Annotated in this window: 11 protein-coding genes and 1 pseudogene; 6 read left to right on the forward strand and 6 right to left on the reverse strand. The window is 64.7% G+C overall.

From position 1 onward, the window contains the following. Positions 1 to 92 precede the first annotated feature (92 nt). From zwf to BGRAMDRAFT_RS09585, 4 genes are all read left to right on the forward strand, one after another. Positions 93 to 1,556, forward strand: a complete 1,464-nt coding sequence (zwf, locus tag BGRAMDRAFT_RS09570; protein WP_006048511.1) for a glucose-6-phosphate dehydrogenase — start codon at positions 93 to 95, stop codon at positions 1,554 to 1,556. Positions 1,557 to 1,605: 49 nt separating this feature from the next. Next, positions 1,606 to 2,358 carry a 6-phosphogluconolactonase gene (gene pgl / locus BGRAMDRAFT_RS09575; protein ID WP_006048512.1) on the forward strand — a complete coding sequence of 251 codons (753 nt, stop codon included), beginning with the start codon at positions 1,606 to 1,608 and terminating at the stop codon, positions 2,356 to 2,358. Then, positions 2,336 to 4,252 (forward strand): bifunctional transcriptional regulator/glucokinase, encoded by a 1,917-nt coding sequence (locus tag BGRAMDRAFT_RS09580; protein ID WP_006048513.1) that lies wholly within the window; start codon positions 2,336 to 2,338, stop codon positions 4,250 to 4,252. Before pgl ends, BGRAMDRAFT_RS09580 begins: the two co-directional genes overlap by 23 nt. A gap of 152 nt (positions 4,253 to 4,404) precedes the next feature. Then, complete coding sequence (locus BGRAMDRAFT_RS09585) at positions 4,405 to 5,331, forward strand: bestrophin family protein (protein WP_006048514.1); 927 nt, start codon at positions 4,405 to 4,407, stop codon at positions 5,329 to 5,331. 41 nt (positions 5,332 to 5,372) lie between these two features. On the opposite strand, the gene BGRAMDRAFT_RS09590 is transcribed toward BGRAMDRAFT_RS09585, so the two are convergent. From BGRAMDRAFT_RS09590 to apbC, 5 genes and pseudogenes are all read right to left on the reverse strand, one after another. After that, complete coding sequence (locus tag BGRAMDRAFT_RS09590) at positions 5,373 to 6,086, reverse strand: lysozyme inhibitor LprI family protein (protein ID WP_006048515.1); 714 nt, start codon at positions 6,084 to 6,086, stop codon at positions 5,373 to 5,375. 2 nt (positions 6,087 to 6,088) lie between these two features. Further along, positions 6,089 to 8,374, reverse strand: a complete 2,286-nt coding sequence (locus BGRAMDRAFT_RS09595) for an arginine/lysine/ornithine decarboxylase (protein ID WP_006048516.1) — start codon at positions 8,372 to 8,374, stop codon at positions 6,089 to 6,091. A gap of 87 nt (positions 8,375 to 8,461) precedes the next feature. Next, on the reverse strand, positions 8,462 to 9,031 hold the full coding sequence (gene dcd, locus BGRAMDRAFT_RS09600; RefSeq protein WP_006048517.1) for a dCTP deaminase: 570 nt from the start codon (positions 9,029 to 9,031) through the stop codon (positions 8,462 to 8,464). 306 nt (positions 9,032 to 9,337) lie between these two features. Then, on the reverse strand, positions 9,338 to 9,871 hold the full coding sequence (locus tag BGRAMDRAFT_RS09605; protein WP_006048518.1) for a superoxide dismutase family protein: 534 nt from the start codon (positions 9,869 to 9,871) through the stop codon (positions 9,338 to 9,340). A 120-nt stretch (positions 9,872 to 9,991) separates the two neighbouring features. Next, positions 9,992 to 11,078, reverse strand: a pseudogene (apbC, locus tag BGRAMDRAFT_RS09610) (iron-sulfur cluster carrier protein ApbC). A 381-nt stretch (positions 11,079 to 11,459) separates the two neighbouring features. Between apbC and BGRAMDRAFT_RS09615 the strand changes: the two are divergent. After that, positions 11,460 to 12,113: an OmpA family protein gene (locus BGRAMDRAFT_RS09615; RefSeq protein WP_006048521.1), complete on the forward strand. Its 654-nt coding sequence runs from the start codon at positions 11,460 to 11,462 to the stop codon at positions 12,111 to 12,113. Between the two features lie 399 nt (positions 12,114 to 12,512). Next, positions 12,513 to 14,660 carry a methionine--tRNA ligase gene (gene metG, locus BGRAMDRAFT_RS09620; protein ID WP_006048522.1) on the forward strand — a complete coding sequence of 716 codons (2,148 nt, stop codon included), beginning with the start codon at positions 12,513 to 12,515 and terminating at the stop codon, positions 14,658 to 14,660. A 95-nt stretch (positions 14,661 to 14,755) separates the two neighbouring features. Here the strand turns inward: metG and BGRAMDRAFT_RS09625 are convergent, their stop codons facing one another. After that, positions 14,756 to 19,201, reverse strand: a complete 4,446-nt coding sequence (locus BGRAMDRAFT_RS09625) for a translocation/assembly module TamB domain-containing protein (RefSeq protein ID WP_006048523.1) — start codon at positions 19,199 to 19,201, stop codon at positions 14,756 to 14,758. Between the last annotated feature and the right edge of the window lie 15 nt (positions 19,202 to 19,216).

The following is a 19,216-nucleotide window of genomic DNA, read 5'->3' on the forward strand; positions in this document are numbered from 1 at the left end:
TCAGTGTCAAAAAATATTTTATCGGACTACGGTCGCCTGTTCGCGAGGAGCGAGCGGTTGGCGCGGCGGCCCCAGGACATCGACGGAGACTCATGCAAACCGATTCAAGTTTCACCTTCGTTCTCTTCGGCGGAACCGGCGATCTGTCGATGCGCAAGATTCTCCCCGCACTGTTTGAAGCACACCGTGCGGGCGGCATGCTGGCCGACAGCGGCAAGATCGTCGCGGTCGCGCGCCACGCAGCGGATCGCGGCGAATATCTTCAGTGGGTCAACGAGCACGTCAAGCCGCATGTATCGAAGAACGGTGTCGACGAAACGGCATGGGCCAGTTTTCTCGAACGCATCGAGTTCGTGAAGATCGACCTGGGCAATCCCGAAGACTTCACGTTGCTGCGCGATGCGGTGAAGGACTTGCCGGGCATCCGCGTGTTTTATCTGGCCACCGGTCCGTCGCTCTTCGTGCCGATCTGCCGCGCGCTCGCGTCGGTGGGGCTGAACGAAAACGCGCGCATCGTGCTAGAAAAGCCGCTCGGCTACGACCTGAAGTCGTCGAATGCAATCAACGACGCGGTCGGCGAAATCTTCGCGGAAGAACAGATCTACCGCATCGACCACTACCTCGGCAAAGAGCCCGTGCAGAACCTGCTCGCGCTGCGCTTCGGCAATGCTTTGTTCGAGCCGCTGTGGCGCCGCGAGTGGGTCGAAAGCATCCAGATCACGATCGCGGAAGAACTCGGTGTCGAAGCGCGCGGCGATTTCTACGACAATACCGGCGCGCTGCGCGACATGGTGCAGAACCATTTGCTGCAACTGCTTTCGATCGTCGCGATGGAGCCGCCGCATTCGATGGACTCCGACTCGGTGCGCGACGAAAAGCTGCGCGTGCTGCGCGCGCTCAAGCCCATCAATCAGCTCGACATCGGCAAGGTTGCGGTGCGCGGCCAGTATCATTCGGGCGTGATCCGCGGCAACGCCGTGCCCGCCTACGCGACCGAACCCGGCGTGAAGCAGAACAGCACGACCGAAACCTTCGTCGCGCTGAAGGTCGAGATAGAAAACTGGCGCTGGGCGGGCGTGCCGTTTTTCCTGCGCACCGGCAAACGGCTTGCCGATCGCGTCGCGGAAATCGTCGTGAATTTCCGCTCGGTGCCGCATTCGGCATTGGGCGCATCGGCGTTGCGCGCGGGCGCGAATCGTCTGGTGATCCGCTTGCAGCCGAACGAGACCATCCGTCTTTACTGTCTCGCGAAGCAGCCGGGCGAAGGCATGAACCTCGCCAGCGTTCACCTCGATCTCGCGTTCGACCAGTTCTTCCGCGAAGGGCAGATGGAAGCGTATCAACGTCTTCTGCTCGACGTGATCAACGGGCGTCTCGCCCTCTTCGTGCGGCGCGACGAACAGGAAGCCGCGTGGCGCTGGGTCGAACCGATTCTGAACGAATGGAAGGCTTCGAACAAACCGCCGAAGCCGTATGCGTCGGGCACATGGGGTCCTGCCGCGGCGAGCGCGATGCTCGCGCAGCACGGCACCTGCTGGCTCGAAGAAGAGAATTGATTCGCGGCGGCTGGTCGCCGCGCTAACAAAAAAGCAGCACGGAGGAGAAGTGATCGAGCTTCACGCTTTCGACGATCAACGCGCGCAATCCGACGCGTTGGCGAAGGCAGTCGGCGACGCGCTACATGCATCGCTGGCCGCCCAGGCGGCAACGTCGGACGCCGGTATTGCCGGCGCGTCCACGGCCGGTACGTCCACCACGACATCTGCGGCCCGCCCGGCGCTGCTCGCCGTTTCGGGCGGCAGCAGTCCGCGCCCGTTCCTGCAGACGTTATCCACGCAAAGCTTCGACTGGGCGCGCATCGCCGTGACCCTCGTCGACGACCGCTGGGTGCCCGAGACGGACAGCGCGAGCAACGCGCAGCTCGCGCACGCGACGCTGCTGCAAAGCGCCGCGCAGAACGCGACCTTCTGGCCGCTCGCCGACACGTCGCAGGACCTGCATTCGCACGTCGCCGCGCTGAACGCCGACGCGCGTTTTGCCAATGCGCCCGACGTCGCGATTCTCGGCATGGGCGAAGACGGCCACACCGCGTCGATCTTCGCCGACGCGCCCGAGTGGGATCACGCGATCACCACGCGCGAGCGCTTCGTCGCCGTGCATCCCGGCAGCGCGCCGCATGCGCGCGTGAGCTGGTCGCTTTCCGCGCTGAAGGAAGTGAAGCACCTGTTTTTGCTGATCGCAGGACCGCGCAAGATGGACGTGCTGAACGCCGCCGCCTCTTCGCTACAAAAAAATGCCATCTCGCAGTTGGCGAACGACAAGGGAGTGAGACTCGATGTCTACTGGTGTGCAAACTAAGGCTGCTCCGGGCGCGGGCCAGCACGCCGATGGACCGAGGCTTCTCGCCGACATCGGCGGCACGAACGCGCGCTTCGCGCTCGAAACCGGACCGGGCGAGATCGGCTCGGTGCAGGTCTACCCGTGCGCGGAGTATCCCGGTGTTGCCGAGGTCATCAAGAAGTATCTGAAGGACATGAAGATCGGCCGCGTGAATCATGCGGCCATTGCAATTGCGAACCCGGTCGACGGCGATCAGGTCAGCATGACGAATCACGACTGGACCTTCTCGATCGAAGCCACGCGCCGCGCGCTCGGCTTCGACACGCTGCTGGTCGTGAACGACTTCACCGCGCTGGCGATGGCCTTGCCGGGCCTCACCGACGCGCAGCGCGTGCAGGTCGGCGGCGGCACGCGCCGCCCGAATAGCGTGATCGGCCTGCTCGGTCCGGGCACCGGCATGGGCGTCTCGGGTCTGATTCCCGCCGACGACCGCTGGATCGCGCTCGGCAGCGAAGGCGGCCACGCCACCTTCGCGCCCGCCGACGAGCGCGAGGACATCGTGCTGCACTACGCGCGCAAGAAGTGGTCGCATGTGTCGTTCGAGCGCGTGGCCGCGGGCCCCGGCATGGAAGTGATTTATCGTGCGCTCGCGGGCCGCGACAAGAAGCGCGTGGCGGCCAACGTCGACACGCGCGAGATCGTCAAGCGCGCGCTCGAAGGCGAGCCGCTCGCCGCCGAATCCGCCGATGTGTTCTGCGGCATTCTCGGCACCTTCGCGGGCAATATCGCGGTGACGCTGGGCGCGCTCGGCGGCATTTACATCGGCGGCGGCGTCGTGCCGCGGCTCGGCGACTTCTTCGCGCGCTCGTCGTTTCGCAAGCGCTTCGAGGCGAAGGGCCGCTTCGAGGCGTACTTGCAGAACGTGCCGACCTATGTGATCACCGCCGAATATCCGGCCTTTCTCGGCGTGTCCGCGATTCTCGCCGAGCAGTTGTCGAATCGCGCGGGCGGCAGTTCGTCGGCGGTATTCGAGCGGATTCGCCAGATGCGCGACGCGTTGACGCCGGCCGAGCGCCGCGTCGCCGATCTCGCGTTGAACCACCCGCGTTCGATCATCAACGATCCGATCGTCGACATCGCGCGCAAGGCCGACGTGAGTCAGCCGACCGTGATCCGCTTCTGCCGTTCGCTCGGCTGCCAGGGGCTGTCGGATTTCAAGCTGAAGCTCGCCACCGGCTTGACCGGCACCATTCCGGTCAGCCATAGCCAGGTGCATCTCGGCGATACCGCGACTGACTTCGGCGCGAAGGTGCTCGACAACACCGTGTCGGCGATTCTGCAATTGCGCGAGCATCTGAACTTCGAGCAGGTGGAACGCGCAATCGATCTGTTGAACGGCGCGCGTCGTATCGAGTTCTATGGCCTCGGCAATTCGAACATCGTCGCGCAGGACGCCCACTACAAGTTCTTCCGCTTCGGCATTCCGACCATTGCTTACGGCGATCTGTACATGCAGGCGGCTTCCGCTGCGTTGCTCGGCAAGGGTGACGTGATCGTCGCGGTGTCGAAGTCGGGCCGCGCGCCCGAACTGCTGCGCGTGCTCGATGTCGCGATGCAGGCCGGCGCGAAAGTGATCGCGATCACGTCGAGCAACACGCCGTTGGCCAAGCGCGCTACCGTCGCGCTCGAAACCGATCACATCGAGATTCGCGAGTCGCAGCTTTCGATGATCTCGCGCATCCTGCATCTGGTGATGATCGATATTCTCGCGGTCGGCGTGGCGATTCGTCGCGCGGTGCCGAGCGCGGACGTTGCGGAAACGGTGGCGAAAGCGCGTCAAGGCGCGGACGACGACGCCACCGCCGTACTCGACTGGCTCAGTCACGGCGCGGCTTCATCGGCGCGCGATTGACGTTTGCAGATTGAGGCTTGCATGAAGGCCACGCTACGGCGTGGCCTTCATGCTTTCTGCTGAAGCATTGCCCGTGCGAGCCTGCGTTTCAATCGCGCGACTCGAACAACAAGCGATAATAGAAACTCCATCGCTCATGGCACAGCACACCGATGATCATCCGTCCGCATCTCCATTGGTTCCGCATGCTGCTTGCGTGGCGCGGCTCGGTGCTTCCGCAGTTGCTTCCCCGGCTGTTCCTCATTTTCGCGATCTCGATCGTTGCGGTCGCGGCGCACGATCATCTGCTGCCCATCTCGCTGAACCTCAACACGACTGCGCCGTTCTCGCTCGTCGGCATCGCTCTCGCGGTGTTTCTCGGCTTTCGCAACAACGCCAGTTATGACCGCTGGTGGGAAGCGCGCAAGCTGTGGGGTCAACTGCTGAACGACGCGCGTTCGCTCACGCGTCAGGCGCTGACCTTGCGAACGACGCCGTTGCCCAAAGAAGACGCGGCCGAATTTTGCGCCGCATTGGGCGCGTTGCCGCACGCGCTGCGGCATCAGCTTCGCAAAAGCGATCCGCGCGAAGACCTCGCCGCGCGCCTGCCGCCCGCGCTGTTCGAACGCGTGATGGCGTCGCGCTACCAACCGGCGACATTGATGCTGGTTCTTGGCGAATGGGCGCAGCGCCAGGCGCAAAAAGGCTCAATCGATCCGATGGCCGTACTCGCGTTCGACCGGAATCTGAATGGCTTGTCGGATGTGATCGGCGGATGCGAGCGCATTGCCTCCACGCCGCTGCCGTTTGCGTACTCGGTGATGATTCACCGCACGGTCTACTTCTTCTGCGCGTCGCTGCCGTTCGGACTCGTCGACAGCATCGGCATTTTCACGCCGGTGTTCGCGGTGTTCGTCGCGTACACGTTCATGGCGCACGAAGCGATCGCGTCGCAAATCGAGGAGCCGTTCGGCACCGACGACAACGACCTCGCGCTACACACCATGTCTCTGATCATTGAAGACGCACTGCGCGATCTGCGCGGCGAACCCGCGGTCGCGCTGCCCGATCTGCAAGCCGACAGCTACGCGTTGACCTGAAGCTCTCCTCTCGATGAGGCGGCTTCTGCGCGCGCAGAAGCCTAGTCGTTGCCGACCGTTTCCGACAAGCGCTTGAGCGTCGCCACACGCGCACCGATGATGTCGATGCGGCCGCGTTCATCGACGAGCGGCGTGCTTGCGTTCAGATAAGCGGTCCACGCCTTTTGCGCGCGCGTCAGCGTGGAACGCGAACGCGCCGGCATTTTCGCTTGCAGACGACGGTAGTAGCGGTTCATGTCGAACATCGCGTGTTCGCAGCGCGCGTCGGCGGCACAGGCGCGCACACGGCCGCTCCGCGAACGACCGGCCTTAGGTTGCCCACCTGAGCTCGCATCTGCCGCCGCGCTGCGCAGCACGAGCGCGCGGTCGCGCACCGGCTGCAATTGCATATCGGCGGCGGCAAGCACATACATCGTGCCGCGCGTGGTGGCGAACACCGCCGCGAGCAGTTGCGTGTCGGCATCGCGCGAGGCCTGCCAGCTCGCCTGACTCTTCTGCCACTGCTTGCGGCGCGTCTGCGGCGACTCGCCCTGCAACTGCTGCCATGCGTTATCCAACGCGCTCTTCCAGCCGATGCGCGCCGTCTCCATGCACTGCACCTGCCCGGCCGTCGACGACATATCGCTGCGCGCAAGACAGGTGCGCATGGCCGCGTCGATCGGATCGGCGGCGGCGACTTCGGCGCGCGCCGCGAGCGGCGCGGCGCCAAGCAGCAGCGCACAGATGACAGCCCGCGCGAGCAACGTCGATCGCATCGTCAGACGCGCACGCAATCGACGAAATATTCGATGCGCCCGTTGATCATTTCGCCGACGAGTCCGTGGATGTCCGTGTGGAAACCCGGGAAACGCTCGTTGAATTCGCGCGCGAAGCGCAGATAGTTGACGATGGTCTTATTGAAGCGCTCGCCCGGAATCAGCAGCGGAATGCCCGGCGGATACGGCGTCAACAGAATGGACGTGACGCGGCCTTCGAGTTCGTCGATAGGCACACGGTCGATCTCGCGATGCGCGAGCTTCGCGAATGCGTCCGACGGCTTCATCGCCGGTTCCATGCTCGACAGGTACATCTCGGTGGTCAGACGCGCAATGTCGTTCGCACGGTAGACGCTGTGAATCTGCTGGCACAAGTCGCGCAACCCGACGCGCTCATACGTCGGATGCAACGCGACGAAGTCCGGCAGCACGCGCCACAACGGCTGGTTGTTGTCGTAATCGTCCTTGAACTGCTGAAGCTCGGTCACCATCGAGTTCCAGCGGCCCTTCGTGATGCCGATCGTGAACATGATGAAGAACGAGTACAAGCCGGTCTTCTCGACGATGATGCCGTGCTCGGCCAGATACTTCGTGACGATCGCGGCCGGAATGCCGGTCTCGCCGAAATCGCCGTTCATGTCGAGACCCGGCGTGACGATGGTCGCCTTGATCGGGTCGAGCATGTTGAAGCCTTCGGCGAGCGGGCCGAAGCCGTGCCACGAATCGTCGGGGCGCAGCATCCAGTCCTCGCGCGAGCCGATGCCTTCTTCCGCGAACTGGTCGGGGCCCCACACCTTGAAGAACCAGTCGTCGCCGTACTCGGCGTCGACCTTGCTCATCGCGCGGCGGAAGTCGAGCGCTTCGGCAATCGACTCTTCGACCAAAGCGGTGCCGCCTGGCGCTTCCATCATCGCCGCTGCCACGTCGCACGACGCGATGATTGCGTACTGCGGGCTCGTCGACGTATGCATCAGATACGCTTCATTGAAGCGATGCTTGTCGAAGCGGCTGTTCTTCGAATCCTGCACGACGATTTGCGAAGCCTGCGAAATGCCGGCGAGCAGCTTGTGCGTGGAGTGCGTCGCGTAGATCATCGCGCCGATACGCGGACGGCCCGCGCCGATCGCATGCATGTCCTGATAGAACTCGTGGAACTCGGCGTGCGGCAGCCAGGCTTCGTCGAAATGCAGCGTGTCGAGCCATTCGCCCAACATCTCCTTGATCATCTCGACGTTGTAGATCACGCCGTCGTACGTGCTTTGCGTGATGGTGAGAATGCGCGGCTTCAGGTTCGGATTATTCGCGAGCGCTTCGCGCGCGAACGGATTCGCCGCGATCTTCTTGCGGATGTTTTCCGGCTCGAATTCGCTGCGCGGAATCGGACCGATGATGCCGAAGTTGTTGCGCGTCGGCGTGAGGAACACCGGAATCGCGCCGGTCATCGTGATCGCGTGCAGGATCGACTTGTGGCAGTTGCGATCCACCAGCACGATGTCGCCCGGCGCGACCGTGCCGTGCCAGACGATCTTGTTCGATGTCGACGTGCCGTTGGTCACGAAGAACACGTGATCCGCGCTGAAAATGCGCGCGGCGTTGCGCTCGGAAGCCGCAACGGGGCCCGTGTGATCTAGCAATTGACCGAGTTCGTCGACCGCATTGCAGACGTCGGCGCGCAGCATGTTCTCGCCGAAGAACTGATGGAACATCTGCCCAAGCGGGCTCTTCAGAAACGCGACGCCGCCCGAGTGGCCCGGACAGTGCCACGAGTACGAGCCTTCTTCCGCGTAGTGCACCAGTTCCTTGAAAAACGGCGGCGCGAGCGAATCGAGGTACACCTTGGCTTCGCGGATGATGTGGCGCGCGACGAACTCCGGCGTGTCCTCGAACATGTGGATGAAGCCGTGCAGTTCGCGCAGGATGTCGTTCGGCAAATGGCGCGACGTGCGCGTCTCGCCGTACAGGAAAATCGGAATGTCCGCGTTGCGGCGGCGCACTTCGGTCACGAACGCGCGCAGTGCGACGATGGCCGCCGCGAGTTCCGGCGTCTCGCCTTCGACCACGACGTTTTCGACGTACGGCAGCAGCTCGTCGTCGTCGATGGAAAGGATGAAGCACGACGCGCGGCTCGACTGCTGCGCGAACGAAGTCAGATCGCCGTAGCTCGTCAACCCGAGCACTTCCGCGCCTTCTTTCTCGATTGCTTCGGCCAAAGCCCGGATGCCGGAACCCGAGATGTTCTCGGAGCGGAAATCTTCGTCGATGATGACGACGGGAAAACGGAACTTCATGGGCGATTCTCCAAAAAGAACGACCGCTGCATTCGATAAATTGCAGCGGTCACCCTGTGTACCTGGTGGGTCGATGCGCTGCCGGCGTCAGGTCTTCGGCAACGTGACGCCGTGCTGACCTTGATATTTGCCGCCGCGATCCGCGTACGACGTTTCACAAATCTCGTCGCTTTCGAAAAACAGCACTTGGGCGACGCCTTCGTTCGCGTAGATTTTCGCAGGCAAAGGTGTCGTATTCGAGAATTCGAGCGTGACGTGGCCTTCCCATTCCGGCTCGAACGGCGTGACGTTCACGATGATCCCGCAGCGCGCGTACGTCGACTTGCCGAGGCACACGGTCAGCACCGAGCGCGGAATGCGGAAATACTCGACCGTGCGCGCGAGCGCGAACGAATTCGGCGGAATGATGCAGACGTCGCCCTTGAAGTCCACGAACGATTTCTCGTCGAAATTCTTCGGATCGACAATGGTCGAGTTGATGTTCGTGAAGATCTTGAATTCGTCGGCGCAGCGAATGTCGTAGCCGTAGCTCGAGGTGCCGTAGCTGACAATCTTCCGGCCGTCTTCGGAGACGCGAACCTGATCGGGCACGAACGGCTCGATCATTTTGTGCGACTCGGCCATGCGCCGGATCCACTTGTCGGATTTGATGGTCATAGGTGAACGCTGCTCGACGTGAATAACAGAGGTGTGACGGATAACCGCCCGGTGTGCGCCGGCCGCCTTGCGGCCGGTTTCGCGCATTGCCGTGACGGCGGGAAGGCTGCTAGCGCGCCCGGACGAAGCCGCCCGCGAGTCCTGTTGACGATAACGCCAGCCGGACGCCGCGACGAAAGGCGCTTATTTTACGCGATCACGAAGATGCTGCCGCGGATGCGGGCCACGAATGCGGACCACCAAGGCGCCGCGAATGGACAAGCGCGCGGCAACTGCCGACAAGCGCGCGGCCCGTCATGCGATCGTTCATTGCCGGATCGCGCCGCACGCAAGCGCCGGACCGGCGCCATGCTGCGGATACGCGTAAGGATCGGTGGGATCGCGATGCAGCAGAACCGCGCGTTGCAGGACCGAACGGATACCGTCGAGCGAAACGTCCGGCGCGACGATGAAGCCGGTTGCCACGCCGTTCGCATCCGCATGAATGTTGCCGAGATCGCCTTCCACGCGCGCGCCTGCTTTCAGACGCTCGGCGGCCGGCGAGAATATCTGGCCGGCGCTCGAGCCGTCGGTCGCATTGCAGTCGCCGCGCTCGTGGACTTGCAGCGCGTGATCGCTATTGGGCGGCAAGCCCGAGAGGTTGTAGGTCACCTGCACGCCGTCCGAGCGCTCGATGAACGTCACGAGGCCGCGCGCCTGATTGCCCACGGTGGGCAGCAACTGCGCGTCGGCGCGCTTTTCCTGTGGTCTCAGGAACGCGCTGCAGCCGCATAACAGCACACTGCAGGCAGTCAGGACGATGAACGCATGCACCGCCTGCCCGTCGATTCGTTTTCCCATGCGATCCTCTTGCCGGCCTGGTGGCCGCCCCTGCGGCCGCCGAGCCGAACTTGTGAAGTCGACATGATACCGCGAGAGAAGGCGCAAATAGAGCGTTGCGCCCGCCGCCGCTCGGGCGCGTCAGGTGTTCTGGACCACGATGTTCGGAAACTTCGAGGTCATGTCGCGCGCCCGTTCCGCGATGTGCACCGCCATCTTCCGCGCAATCGTGCGATAGATGTCCGCGATGCGTCCCTGCGGATCGGCCACGACCGTCGGCCGGCCGGAGTCGGTCTGCTCGCGGATCGCAATGTCGAGCGGCAGGCTGCCGAGCACGTCGACGCCGTATTCCTTGCCCATGCGCTCGCCGCCTCCGGCGCCGAAGATATGTTCTTCGTGGCCGCAATTCGAGCAGATATGCATGGCCATGTTCTCGACGATGCCGAGAATCGGAATGCCCACTTTCTCGAACATTTTCAGGCCCTTGCGCGCGTCGAGCAGCGCGATGTCCTGCGGCGTCGTGACGATCACGGCGCCGGTCACGGGCACGCGTTGCGAGAGCGTCAACTGGATGTCGCCGGTGCCCGGCGGCATGTCGACGATCAGATAGTCGAGATCGCGCCAATTGGTCTGCCGCAGCAACTGTTCGAGCGCGGAGGTGGCCATCGGGCCGCGCCAGACCATCGGATTGTCCTGTTCGATCAGGAAGCCGATGGAGTTGGCCTGCAGACCGTGACCCGTCATCGGATTCATGGTCTTCTCGTCCGGCGGATTCCGGCGCCCTCGATGCCGAGCATCAACGGCAGCGACGGCTCGTAGATGTCGCGTCGAGTATGCCCACCGAAGCGCCTTCGCTTGCCAGCGCGAGCGCCAGGTTGACCGCGGTCGTGCTCTTGCCGACGCCGCCCTTGCCCGACGCCACCGCCACGACGTTTTTAACGTTCGGCAAGAGTTTCACGCCGCGCTGCACCGTATGCGCGGCGATTTCCTGCGATACCTCGACGCGCGTCCCGGCCACGCCCGGCACGGCCTTCAGCGCATCGTCGAACTGCTTGCGGATCGCGTCGAATTGGCGCATGGCCGGATAGCCGAGTACCACCGCGACGCTAACCGTGTCACCCTCCACGGTTACGTTTTTGATGTTCCTGGCAGCGGCATACGGCCGGCCGGTGTTAGGGTCAGCGACGGCTGCGAGCGCAGCGTCGACCAAAGCCCGATCGATACTCATTGACACTCCGAGGGAACACTCGCGGCGCGGCGGAATCGAAGTCCCGTCCACGCGCCGGAATTTGCAAGAAATTGTTAGGCAGCATTGCGAAAACCGGGCCTGCCGGGCACCCTTCGGGCAGGCGGACGGCCGTGGGGCCGCATCGCTGCGCGCCAGGCTTTATTGTAGTGGCTCGCGTCGTGCGCTGCCGGAAGACCCTTCTTCACTGTCGGACCGGGACTGAAGAGCGGCCTTGGGTTGACGCCCGGGTTCCGTCTCGATGAGCAGTCTGCTTGGCTCCCGCCGCGTTCGCCGTCCAGGCTTGTTCCAGACGCAACGCTGCGGAGTGCTTTACCTGCGCGCTTCATGCGCGTCATTCGCTTCACTCAAGAGGACTTAAAAATGAATGCAAAAATCATGACTCGCCTGGCTGTTTTCGCGGTTGCCGGCTCCTTGCTGGCAGGCTGCGCTAGCCAGCAAGGCACCAACACGGCCGTCGGCACGGGCGTGGGCGCCGGCACCGGCGCGGCGCTGGGCGCGATTTTCGGCGGCGGCAAGGGCGCGGCAATCGGCGCCGGCGTCGGCGCTGCGGTGGGCGGCATTACCGGCTACAACTGGCAATCCATTCACAACAAGCTGTCGGGCGCCACCAAGGGCACCGGCACGCAGATCACCGAGCAGCCGGACGGCTCGCTCAAGCTGAACATTCCGAGCTCCGTCACGTTCGACACGAACAGCTACGCGATCAAGCCGTCGTTCGCGCCGGTTCTGGATCAGCTCACGCAAACGCTGCAGCAGAATCCTGAAGTGATCGCGCAAGTGGTCGGCCACACGGACAGCACCGGCCAGCCGGCGTATAACCAGACGCTGTCGGTCAACCGCGCGCAAAGCGTGACGGGCTATCTGGCGCAACGCGGCGTCGCGCCGCAGCGCCTGTCGGCAGAAGGCATGGGCCAGAACCAGCCGATCGCCGACAACAACACCGAAGCCGGCCGTGCCGCTAACCGTCGCGTGGAAATCTATCTGCGCGCCACGGCTCAGCACACGACGCAATAAGGACAGCGCGCGAAAGCGCAGGAGAAATGGGGCCGCAGGCGGGCCCCGCGCGCATGGCGCCGACCTGCGCCGGGCCATGATCCAGCCGTAAAAGATGCATCGCGGGAAATCTCGCACGAGGACGAAAAAAATTTCGAACTCTCGCGAAAATCCGCTGTCTGTCTTTACGGTACGTGGCTGGCGAAGCCGCCGCGTCACCATTCTCCTCTTGTCGTTGTTGCTCCGGGGTTAATCGCCCCGGTTTTTTTTGGGCGCTCGCTTTTCGCATCGCCCGGTGCAGCGCGGCATGACTCCGGCTTCGCATCCCGCTCCGCATCCGGCTCCGCGCGAGCCCGCGCCCGGTGGGCGTCCGCCTGCTAGAATCGACCTTTCGTCCCACCGCAGGCTCCCACCATCCTTATGTCAGCACCCGCTACCGATCTCATCGCAGGCGCGCCGTCGGGCCGCCGCCAGATTCTCGTCACGTCGGCCCTTCCTTACGCGAACGGGCAAATCCATATTGGCCATCTGGTCGAATATATCCAGACGGACATCTGGGTCCGCGCGCTGCGAATGCACGGTCACGAGGTCTACTACGTGGGCGCCGACGACACGCACGGCACGCCGGTCATGCTGCGCGCGGAAAAAGAAGGCATAACGCCGAAGCAACTGATCGACCGCGTGTGGCAGGAGCACAAGCGCGACTTCGACAGCTTCGGCATTTCGTTCGACAACTACTATTCGACCGATTCCGAAGAGACCCGCGTCCTCAGCGAGAACATCTACCTCGCGCTGAAGGAGGCGGGCCTGATCGACGCGCGCGACATCGAACAGGCGTACGACCCGGTCAAGGAAATGTTCCTGCCCGACCGCTTCATCAAGGGCGAGTGCCCGAAATGCGGCGCGAAAGACCAGTACGGCGACAGTTGCGAAGTCTGCGGCTCGACTTATCAGCCGACCGAGCTCGTCAATCCGTATTCGGTGGTGTCGGGCGCCACGCCGATCCGCAAGACGTCGACGCACTACTTCTTCCGCCTGTCCGACCCGCGCTGCGAGAACTTCCTGCGCGCGTGGGTGGGCGGCCTTGCGCAACCCGAAGCGACCAACAAGATGCGCGAATGGCTCGGCGACGCAGGCGAAGCCAAGCTCGCGGACTGGGACATCTCGCGCGACGCGCCCTACTTCGGCTTCGAAATTCCGGGCGCGCCGGGCAAGTATTTCTACGTGTGGCTGGATGCGCCCGTCGGCTACTACGCGAGCTTCAAGAATCTCGCGCAAAAGCGCGGGCTCGACTTCGACGCGTGGGTCCGCAAGGGTTCGACGGCCGAGCAGTATCACTTCATCGGCAAAGACATTCTGTATTTCCACACGCTGTTCTGGCCGGCCATGCTCGAATTTTCGGGCCACCGCACGCCGACCAACGTGTTCGCGCACGGCTTTCTGACCGTCGACGGCGCGAAGATGTCAAAGTCGCGCGGCACCTTCATCACCGCGCAAAGCGTGATCGACACGGGGCTGAATCCGGAATGGCTGCGCTACTACTTCGCCGCCAAGCTGAACAGCACGATGGAAGACCTCGACCTGAACCTCGACGACTTCCAGGCGCGCGTGAACAGCGATCTGGTCGGCAAGTACGTGAACATCGCGAGCCGCGCCGCGGGCTTCCTGATCAAGCGCTTCGACGGCCGTGTGCAGGACAGCGCGATGCAGCATCCGCTGCTCGCTTCGCTGCGCGCCGCGGTCCCGCAAATCGCCGCGCATTACGAGGCGCGCGAGTACAGCCGCGCGCTGCGTCAGACCATGGAACTGGCCGACGCAGTGAATGCCTACGTCGATACCGCCAAGCCGTGGGACCAGGCGAAAGACCCGGCCAACGCCGTCGCGCTGCACGAAACATGCAGCGTGAGCATCGAGGCGTTCCGCCTGTTGTCGCTTGCGCTCAAGCCGGTGCTGCCGAAGCTCGCCGAAGCCGTCGAAGGCTTTCTCGGTATCGAGCCGCTGGTGTGGGCCGACGCCAACGTGCCGCTCAGTTCCGCGCGTCCGATCAACGCGTACAAACATCTGATGACGCGCGTCGATCCGAAGCAGATCGAAGCGCTGATCGCGGCCAATCGCGATTCGCTGCAGGCCACGCCGGAAACGGCTGGGTCCGCCGCCGACGCGAAGGCAAAGTCGAAGGCTGCCAAAGCAGCCGCTGCTGCGTTTGCGGCGAGCGACGAAACGCCAGGCATCATCTCGATCGACGACTTCGCGAAGATCGACCTGCGCGTCGCGAAGATCGTCGACTGCAAGGCGGTGGAAGGCTCGGACAAACTGCTGCAACTCACGCTGGATGTCGGCGAAGAGAAAACGCGCAACGTGTTCTCCGGCATCAAGTCCGCGTATCAGCCGGAGCAGTTGATCGGCAAGCTGACGGTGATGGTCGCGAACCTCGCGCCGCGCAAGATGAAGTTCGGTTTGTCCGAAGGCATGGTGCTGGCGGCATCGGCGGCGGACGAGAAAGCCGAACCGGGCCTTTACGTGCTCGAGCCGCATAGCGGCGCGAAGCCGGGCATGCGGGTGAAGTAAAACCGGCAGCGGGCTTTCCGCACCACGCTTTCGCCCGGCAAACAAAAACGGCACGTCCTCAAAAAACGTGCCGTTTTTTTACGCCTGCGAAAAAGTCACCACTTGATCCGGTCGTAGCGCCGCGTGTAGAGCAGCGTGAGGCCGTCGAACGTGCCGCCATAAGCCGCGACCGACCAGTAGCGCGTCAGATTGACCGTCGCCTTGATCGCGTTGCTCGCCGACTGCAAGCCCTGCTCATAGCCGATCACGAGCCATTCGTTGATCGCCTTCGACACCATCACCACCTGCGGATCGGTGAGCCCCACTTCGCTGTGTCCAATCGAAAACTCGTCGAGCCCGAAGGTCTGCGCAATCCGCTTGCCGCTCGCGCTGCCGAGCAACGCGAGCGCCGTCGTCATCGTGCTCTGCTGGCCGAGGTTATTGCCCTGGTCCGTACCGTGGCCGAACAGCAGCCATGAGAGCTTCTCGTTGTCCGGCACGTTCGGCTCGGACACGAGCTTCGCGACCGGGAACTGAACTGTGCCCGTCACCTGCACGCCCGCCTCGACCTGCTGATTGCGGCGCATGGCCAGAATGTTGAGGCCCGGATTCGCCACCGGTCCGTTGAACGTGAAGAAGCCGTTTTCGATGTTGAGCTTGCGGCCGAACGCGGTATACGTTGAGCCCGGCGTCACGCGGACGTTGCCGACCGCGCGCAGCGGCAGATTCGGCGCGCTCATCGCGGTGATGGTGCCGGTCAAACCAAGATCCGCGCCTTGTCCGCGAAAACGGAAGCTGTTGCCGAGACTGATGTCGATGTTCGCGCGCGGCGCGAACGGCCCGATCGGCTTGTTGCTGCCGGGCACCGGCCGCGGCCGCTCGCCGGCCACGGTGCCGTCCGGGCGCACGACGACCACGTCGTCGCCGAGCTTGGGCGCCGACTGCTCCGGCATGTCGAACAGCGCGTGATCGACGACAAACTTGCCGTTGATCGCCATGCCGCCCTGCGCACCCGCGTTCGCGACGGTCGCGCTGCCCGTCAGCGACAGATTGCGGTCCGGCGCGGCAAACAACTCCAGTTTGTCGGCGACGATGCTCGCCGTCAGATCCGGCTCCGCGCCGTCGAGGCGCACCCGGCCCGTGGCCCGCAGGGTGCCGCTCGCGCCGTGGAACTCGACCTGCTGGAAGTCCACGAGATTGTGCGACAGCGCGATCCGCACAATGCCGTCCTTCAACTGCACGCCCTGATCGACGAGCGTGGCCAACAGCTCGTCGCCGAGCAGCGAGCCGGTCAGATTGGGCTTGGCCACCGTGCCGCCGAGCGCGAGCTTCAGCGCGAGATGGCCGTCGAGCAGATAACTCGGGCCGAACAGCCCGCCGGTGGTTTTCAGCGACGGCACGTTGGCGCTCACATTGCCGCTGAGCGCGCTCTCTTCGTCGACGGTCAAGAAGCCGTCGCGCGCGACGAGCGTGGTGTGCGCATCCGCGTCGATCACGCCGATGCGGCTCGCCTGCGCGTGCAGCGTCGCATTCAGACGATTGCCGCCGCTGAACTCGGCGCGCGCGGCCATATCGGTAATGCCGAGCGATGCCAGCCCGCGGCCGATTTCAACCGTGACGTCGCCGCTGCGGCGCTTCAGTTGGATATGGCCGCTTGCCGTGCTGCCGAGCGCGAAGTCCCAGTCGCCGTCGAAGATCAGATCGGTCCTCACCGCCGGCGGCGCGCCGGTGATCTCGCGCCGCAAGTCCTGCAGACGCGCGAGCGAAATGCCGGTCAGCGTGCCCGCCGATTGCGCGCGGCCGTGGTCGAACGCGAACGACTTCAGGCTCAGCACCGCGCCTTCGAGCGTGAGCCGCGTCGCGCCGAGCGTGAGGTGGCGCGGCCCGGCGCTCACGGCAAGCGGCGACTCGAGATTCAACGCGGGCGTGCCGCGGTTTTGCAGACGCGTCACCGTGCCGTCCCAGCGCGTGCCGTCGCGTGCTTCGGTGAGCTTGCCGTTGGCCGCGAGCGTCAGATCGAGCGGCCGATCCTGCAGCTTGCCGGTCGCGGCTGCTTCGAGCGAATGATTGGCGCGCGTGCCGGTCAGGCGCGCGGTGAGCGTGGCGAGATCGACGCCGCCGGCGCTCACGTTGCGCGCATCCGTCGTGAAGACGAGCGCGCCGTTCGCGCCGTCGCGCACTTCGGCGTGGCCTTCCGCGTGGCCGATGCGGTTGCTGCTCAACACGACGCTGTCGGCCTTGTAGTTCAGCACGACGTTTGGATGGTCGAACGAGCCGGTGAGATCGCCGTCGGCGGCAATCATTCCGGCGAGGCCGAAGCCGAGGCGCTCGAGCGCGGGCGCGTCGATATGAAAACGCAAGCGGTCGCCGCGCGCGCCGAAGCTGCCTTGCAAGTCCACCTGATTGCCCGCCACCGACAGGTTCGCGCGGCTCGGCAGGATTCGCGAGCCGGCCAGTTGGATCGTGCCGCCGCCCGTCAGCGGCAGGCCGTCGTAGACGCTCGGGCCCAGTTTGAATTCGGCCTTGGTGGTGAAGCCCGGAGCCAGGACGCCGGTCGCGGACAAGGTGCCGTTGACCTTCGCCTCGATCTTGCGCGCGGGCGGCGCGGCGCGTTTCGGCGCGGGCGTCTTGCGCTGCATGACCTCACTTTTGACGACGGCCTTGCCGGTGTTCTTCACGGCGGCAGCCGCCTTGTCGGCCGGAGCCGCGCTTTTTGCGCCCGCGGTGCTGCCGGCTTGTGCGGCAGCTTCGGTGGACACTTCGGCGGCCTGCTTGCCTTTGGCTGCGCGCTGCGGTCCAGAGGACGCGGCGACCGGCGTGCGCGACGGCATCTGCGAGGTCAGCGTCAACGGGTCAAAGTCGGTCAGTTGCGCTTTCAGGTTGTAGCTGGAATTGGCGTCGTGCTTGAGCGCGCCGGACAGTTCGATGCGGCCCTTGCCCGAGGTGATGCGCACGTCGTTGAAGCTGAGCCGCGCCGGATCCATGGTGAGCTTGCCTTGCGCCCGCAACGCCGCTTTCGGGTCGGCGAGATCGAGCGTCACGCTCTGAATGTCGTCATTCAGACGGATGGCGATGGGCCCGGAAAGCTGCGTCGGCCGCACGGTCGCCTGGAGTGCGTTGAGGTCGAGGCCGGCGACCTGCAGGTCGAACTGCCCGCGCTTGCCGGTGAGCGCGCCGCCGCCTGTGAGCGTCGCGTTCTTCACGAGGCGGACGGCGAGGTTCGAGATGCGCTGCGCGTCGGCGTCGAGGCGCACGTCGGCGTTGGCGTCGATGAGCGGCAGCAGGTTCTGATCGATCGCGCCGGGACGCGCGTTGACGATCGAGATATGGCCCGCGACGGCGAACGGGCTCGGCGTTTTGCTGGCGTTGCGGCGGTGGGTGGAGCCTGGGGCATGCACGGCGCCGTCACGGCCCGCTGTGCTGTTTGCGCTGTTTGCGCTGTTTGCGCTGTTTGCGCTGTTTGCGCTGTTTGCGCTGTTTGCGCTGGTTGCGCTGGTCGCGCTGGTCGCGCCGTTCGCGCTGGTCGCCGCCTTTCCGCTGGTCGCGCCGTTTCCGCTGCTCGCGCCGTTCACACTGCTCGCACCCGCCCCCACCGGCTGCAACTCCGCCCTCACGGCGAGATCCGCGAGCGGCGCGCCCGGCGCGAACGCCTGCGGATTGACGTGATCGAACGTCAGCGTCGCGCGCTTGAGCGGCACCTCGGCGAACGGCGTCGCTTCAATTTGCGCGTGCCCGGCGAGCTTCATCCCGCTTGCGTCGAGTTCGGCGAGCACATTCTCGAGCGACCCGCTCAGATGCCCGCCCACCTGCACGGCCTCGTCGTTGACCTTGCCCGAGTAACCGACATCGCCCGTCAGCGGAAACGGTTTGACGCCATCCAGTTTCGCCGACGCCGTCACCCCGCCGAACGGCGTATCCAGGCGCTCGACCGCGGCCTCGTGATGACGTCCGTCGCTGCGGCCATGAAAAGCGAAGTGCGAGAACTCGCTCGTCGACGTGCCCTGGCGCAGCAGCAGGCTGTCGACTTGCACATCGCGGATCTCGAGTTGCATCGGCAAGCGCAGGTCCTGCGGCAGCTTCAGCGGTTCATTGCTGCTCGGCGACGATGCGCCGATGCGCGCGTCGATGGTGCCGACATGCAGATAGTCGATCGTGAAGCGCCACGGTTCGCGCGTGAGTCCCCAGCGGCCAGACACGCGGTCGATCTGAATGTCGGTGCCGCTGCCGTCCAGCGCGCGCCAGCGCACTGCGCGCAGCCGCACGCCGTTGGCCAGCGCGCCGCCTTCGAGCGTGCCGCTCAGCTTGCCGCCCAGCAGCCGCACCGCCGCCTGCCACGCGTAAGCGGTGCCGCGCTCGGTGGTGAGCGCGCCGTACACGAGACCCAGCGCCAGAACGAGCAGCAACACCAGCACCGCGACGGTCCAGCCGAGCGTCTTCAGCAGTAGACGGCCAGCGCCGCGGCGCTTCCAAGGCGGCTGCGGCGCGCCGGGTTGTCCGGCGGCGCCGGCCGGCTCGTTGCCGGGCGGCGGCGCGGGAGGTTGGGCGGAAACGTCCGTGGTCATGCGCGGTTCGGGTAA

Source organism: Paraburkholderia graminis C4D1M, from assembly GCF_000172415.1.
In the GTDB taxonomy this organism is placed as follows: Bacteria; Pseudomonadota; Gammaproteobacteria; order Burkholderiales; family Burkholderiaceae; genus Paraburkholderia; species Paraburkholderia graminis.

Bases quoted from the DNA above. Each gene is read 5' to 3' on its own strand.
- zwf (WP_006048511.1), top strand. From the start codon at position 93: ATGCAAACCGATTCAAGTTTCACCTTCGTTCTCTTCGGCGGAACCGGC.
- BGRAMDRAFT_RS09580 (WP_006048513.1), top strand. From the start codon at position 2,336: ATGTCTACTGGTGTGCAAACTAAGGCTGCTCCGGGCGCGGGCCAGCAC.
- BGRAMDRAFT_RS09585 (WP_006048514.1), top strand. From the start codon at position 4,405: ATGATCATCCGTCCGCATCTCCATTGGTTCCGCATGCTGCTTGCGTGG.
- BGRAMDRAFT_RS09590 (WP_006048515.1), bottom strand. From the start codon at position 6,086: ATGCGATCGACGTTGCTCGCGCGGGCTGTCATCTGTGCGCTGCTGCTT.
- BGRAMDRAFT_RS09595 (WP_006048516.1), bottom strand. From the start codon at position 8,374: ATGAAGTTCCGTTTTCCCGTCGTCATCATCGACGAAGATTTCCGCTCC.
- dcd (WP_006048517.1), bottom strand. From the start codon at position 9,031: ATGACCATCAAATCCGACAAGTGGATCCGGCGCATGGCCGAGTCGCAC.
- BGRAMDRAFT_RS09605 (WP_006048518.1), bottom strand. From the start codon at position 9,871: ATGGGAAAACGAATCGACGGGCAGGCGGTGCATGCGTTCATCGTCCTG.
- BGRAMDRAFT_RS09615 (WP_006048521.1), top strand. From the start codon at position 11,460: ATGAATGCAAAAATCATGACTCGCCTGGCTGTTTTCGCGGTTGCCGGC.
- metG (WP_006048522.1), top strand. From the start codon at position 12,513: ATGTCAGCACCCGCTACCGATCTCATCGCAGGCGCGCCGTCGGGCCGC.
- BGRAMDRAFT_RS09625 (WP_006048523.1), bottom strand. From the start codon at position 19,201: ATGACCACGGACGTTTCCGCCCAACCTCCCGCGCCGCCGCCCGGCAAC.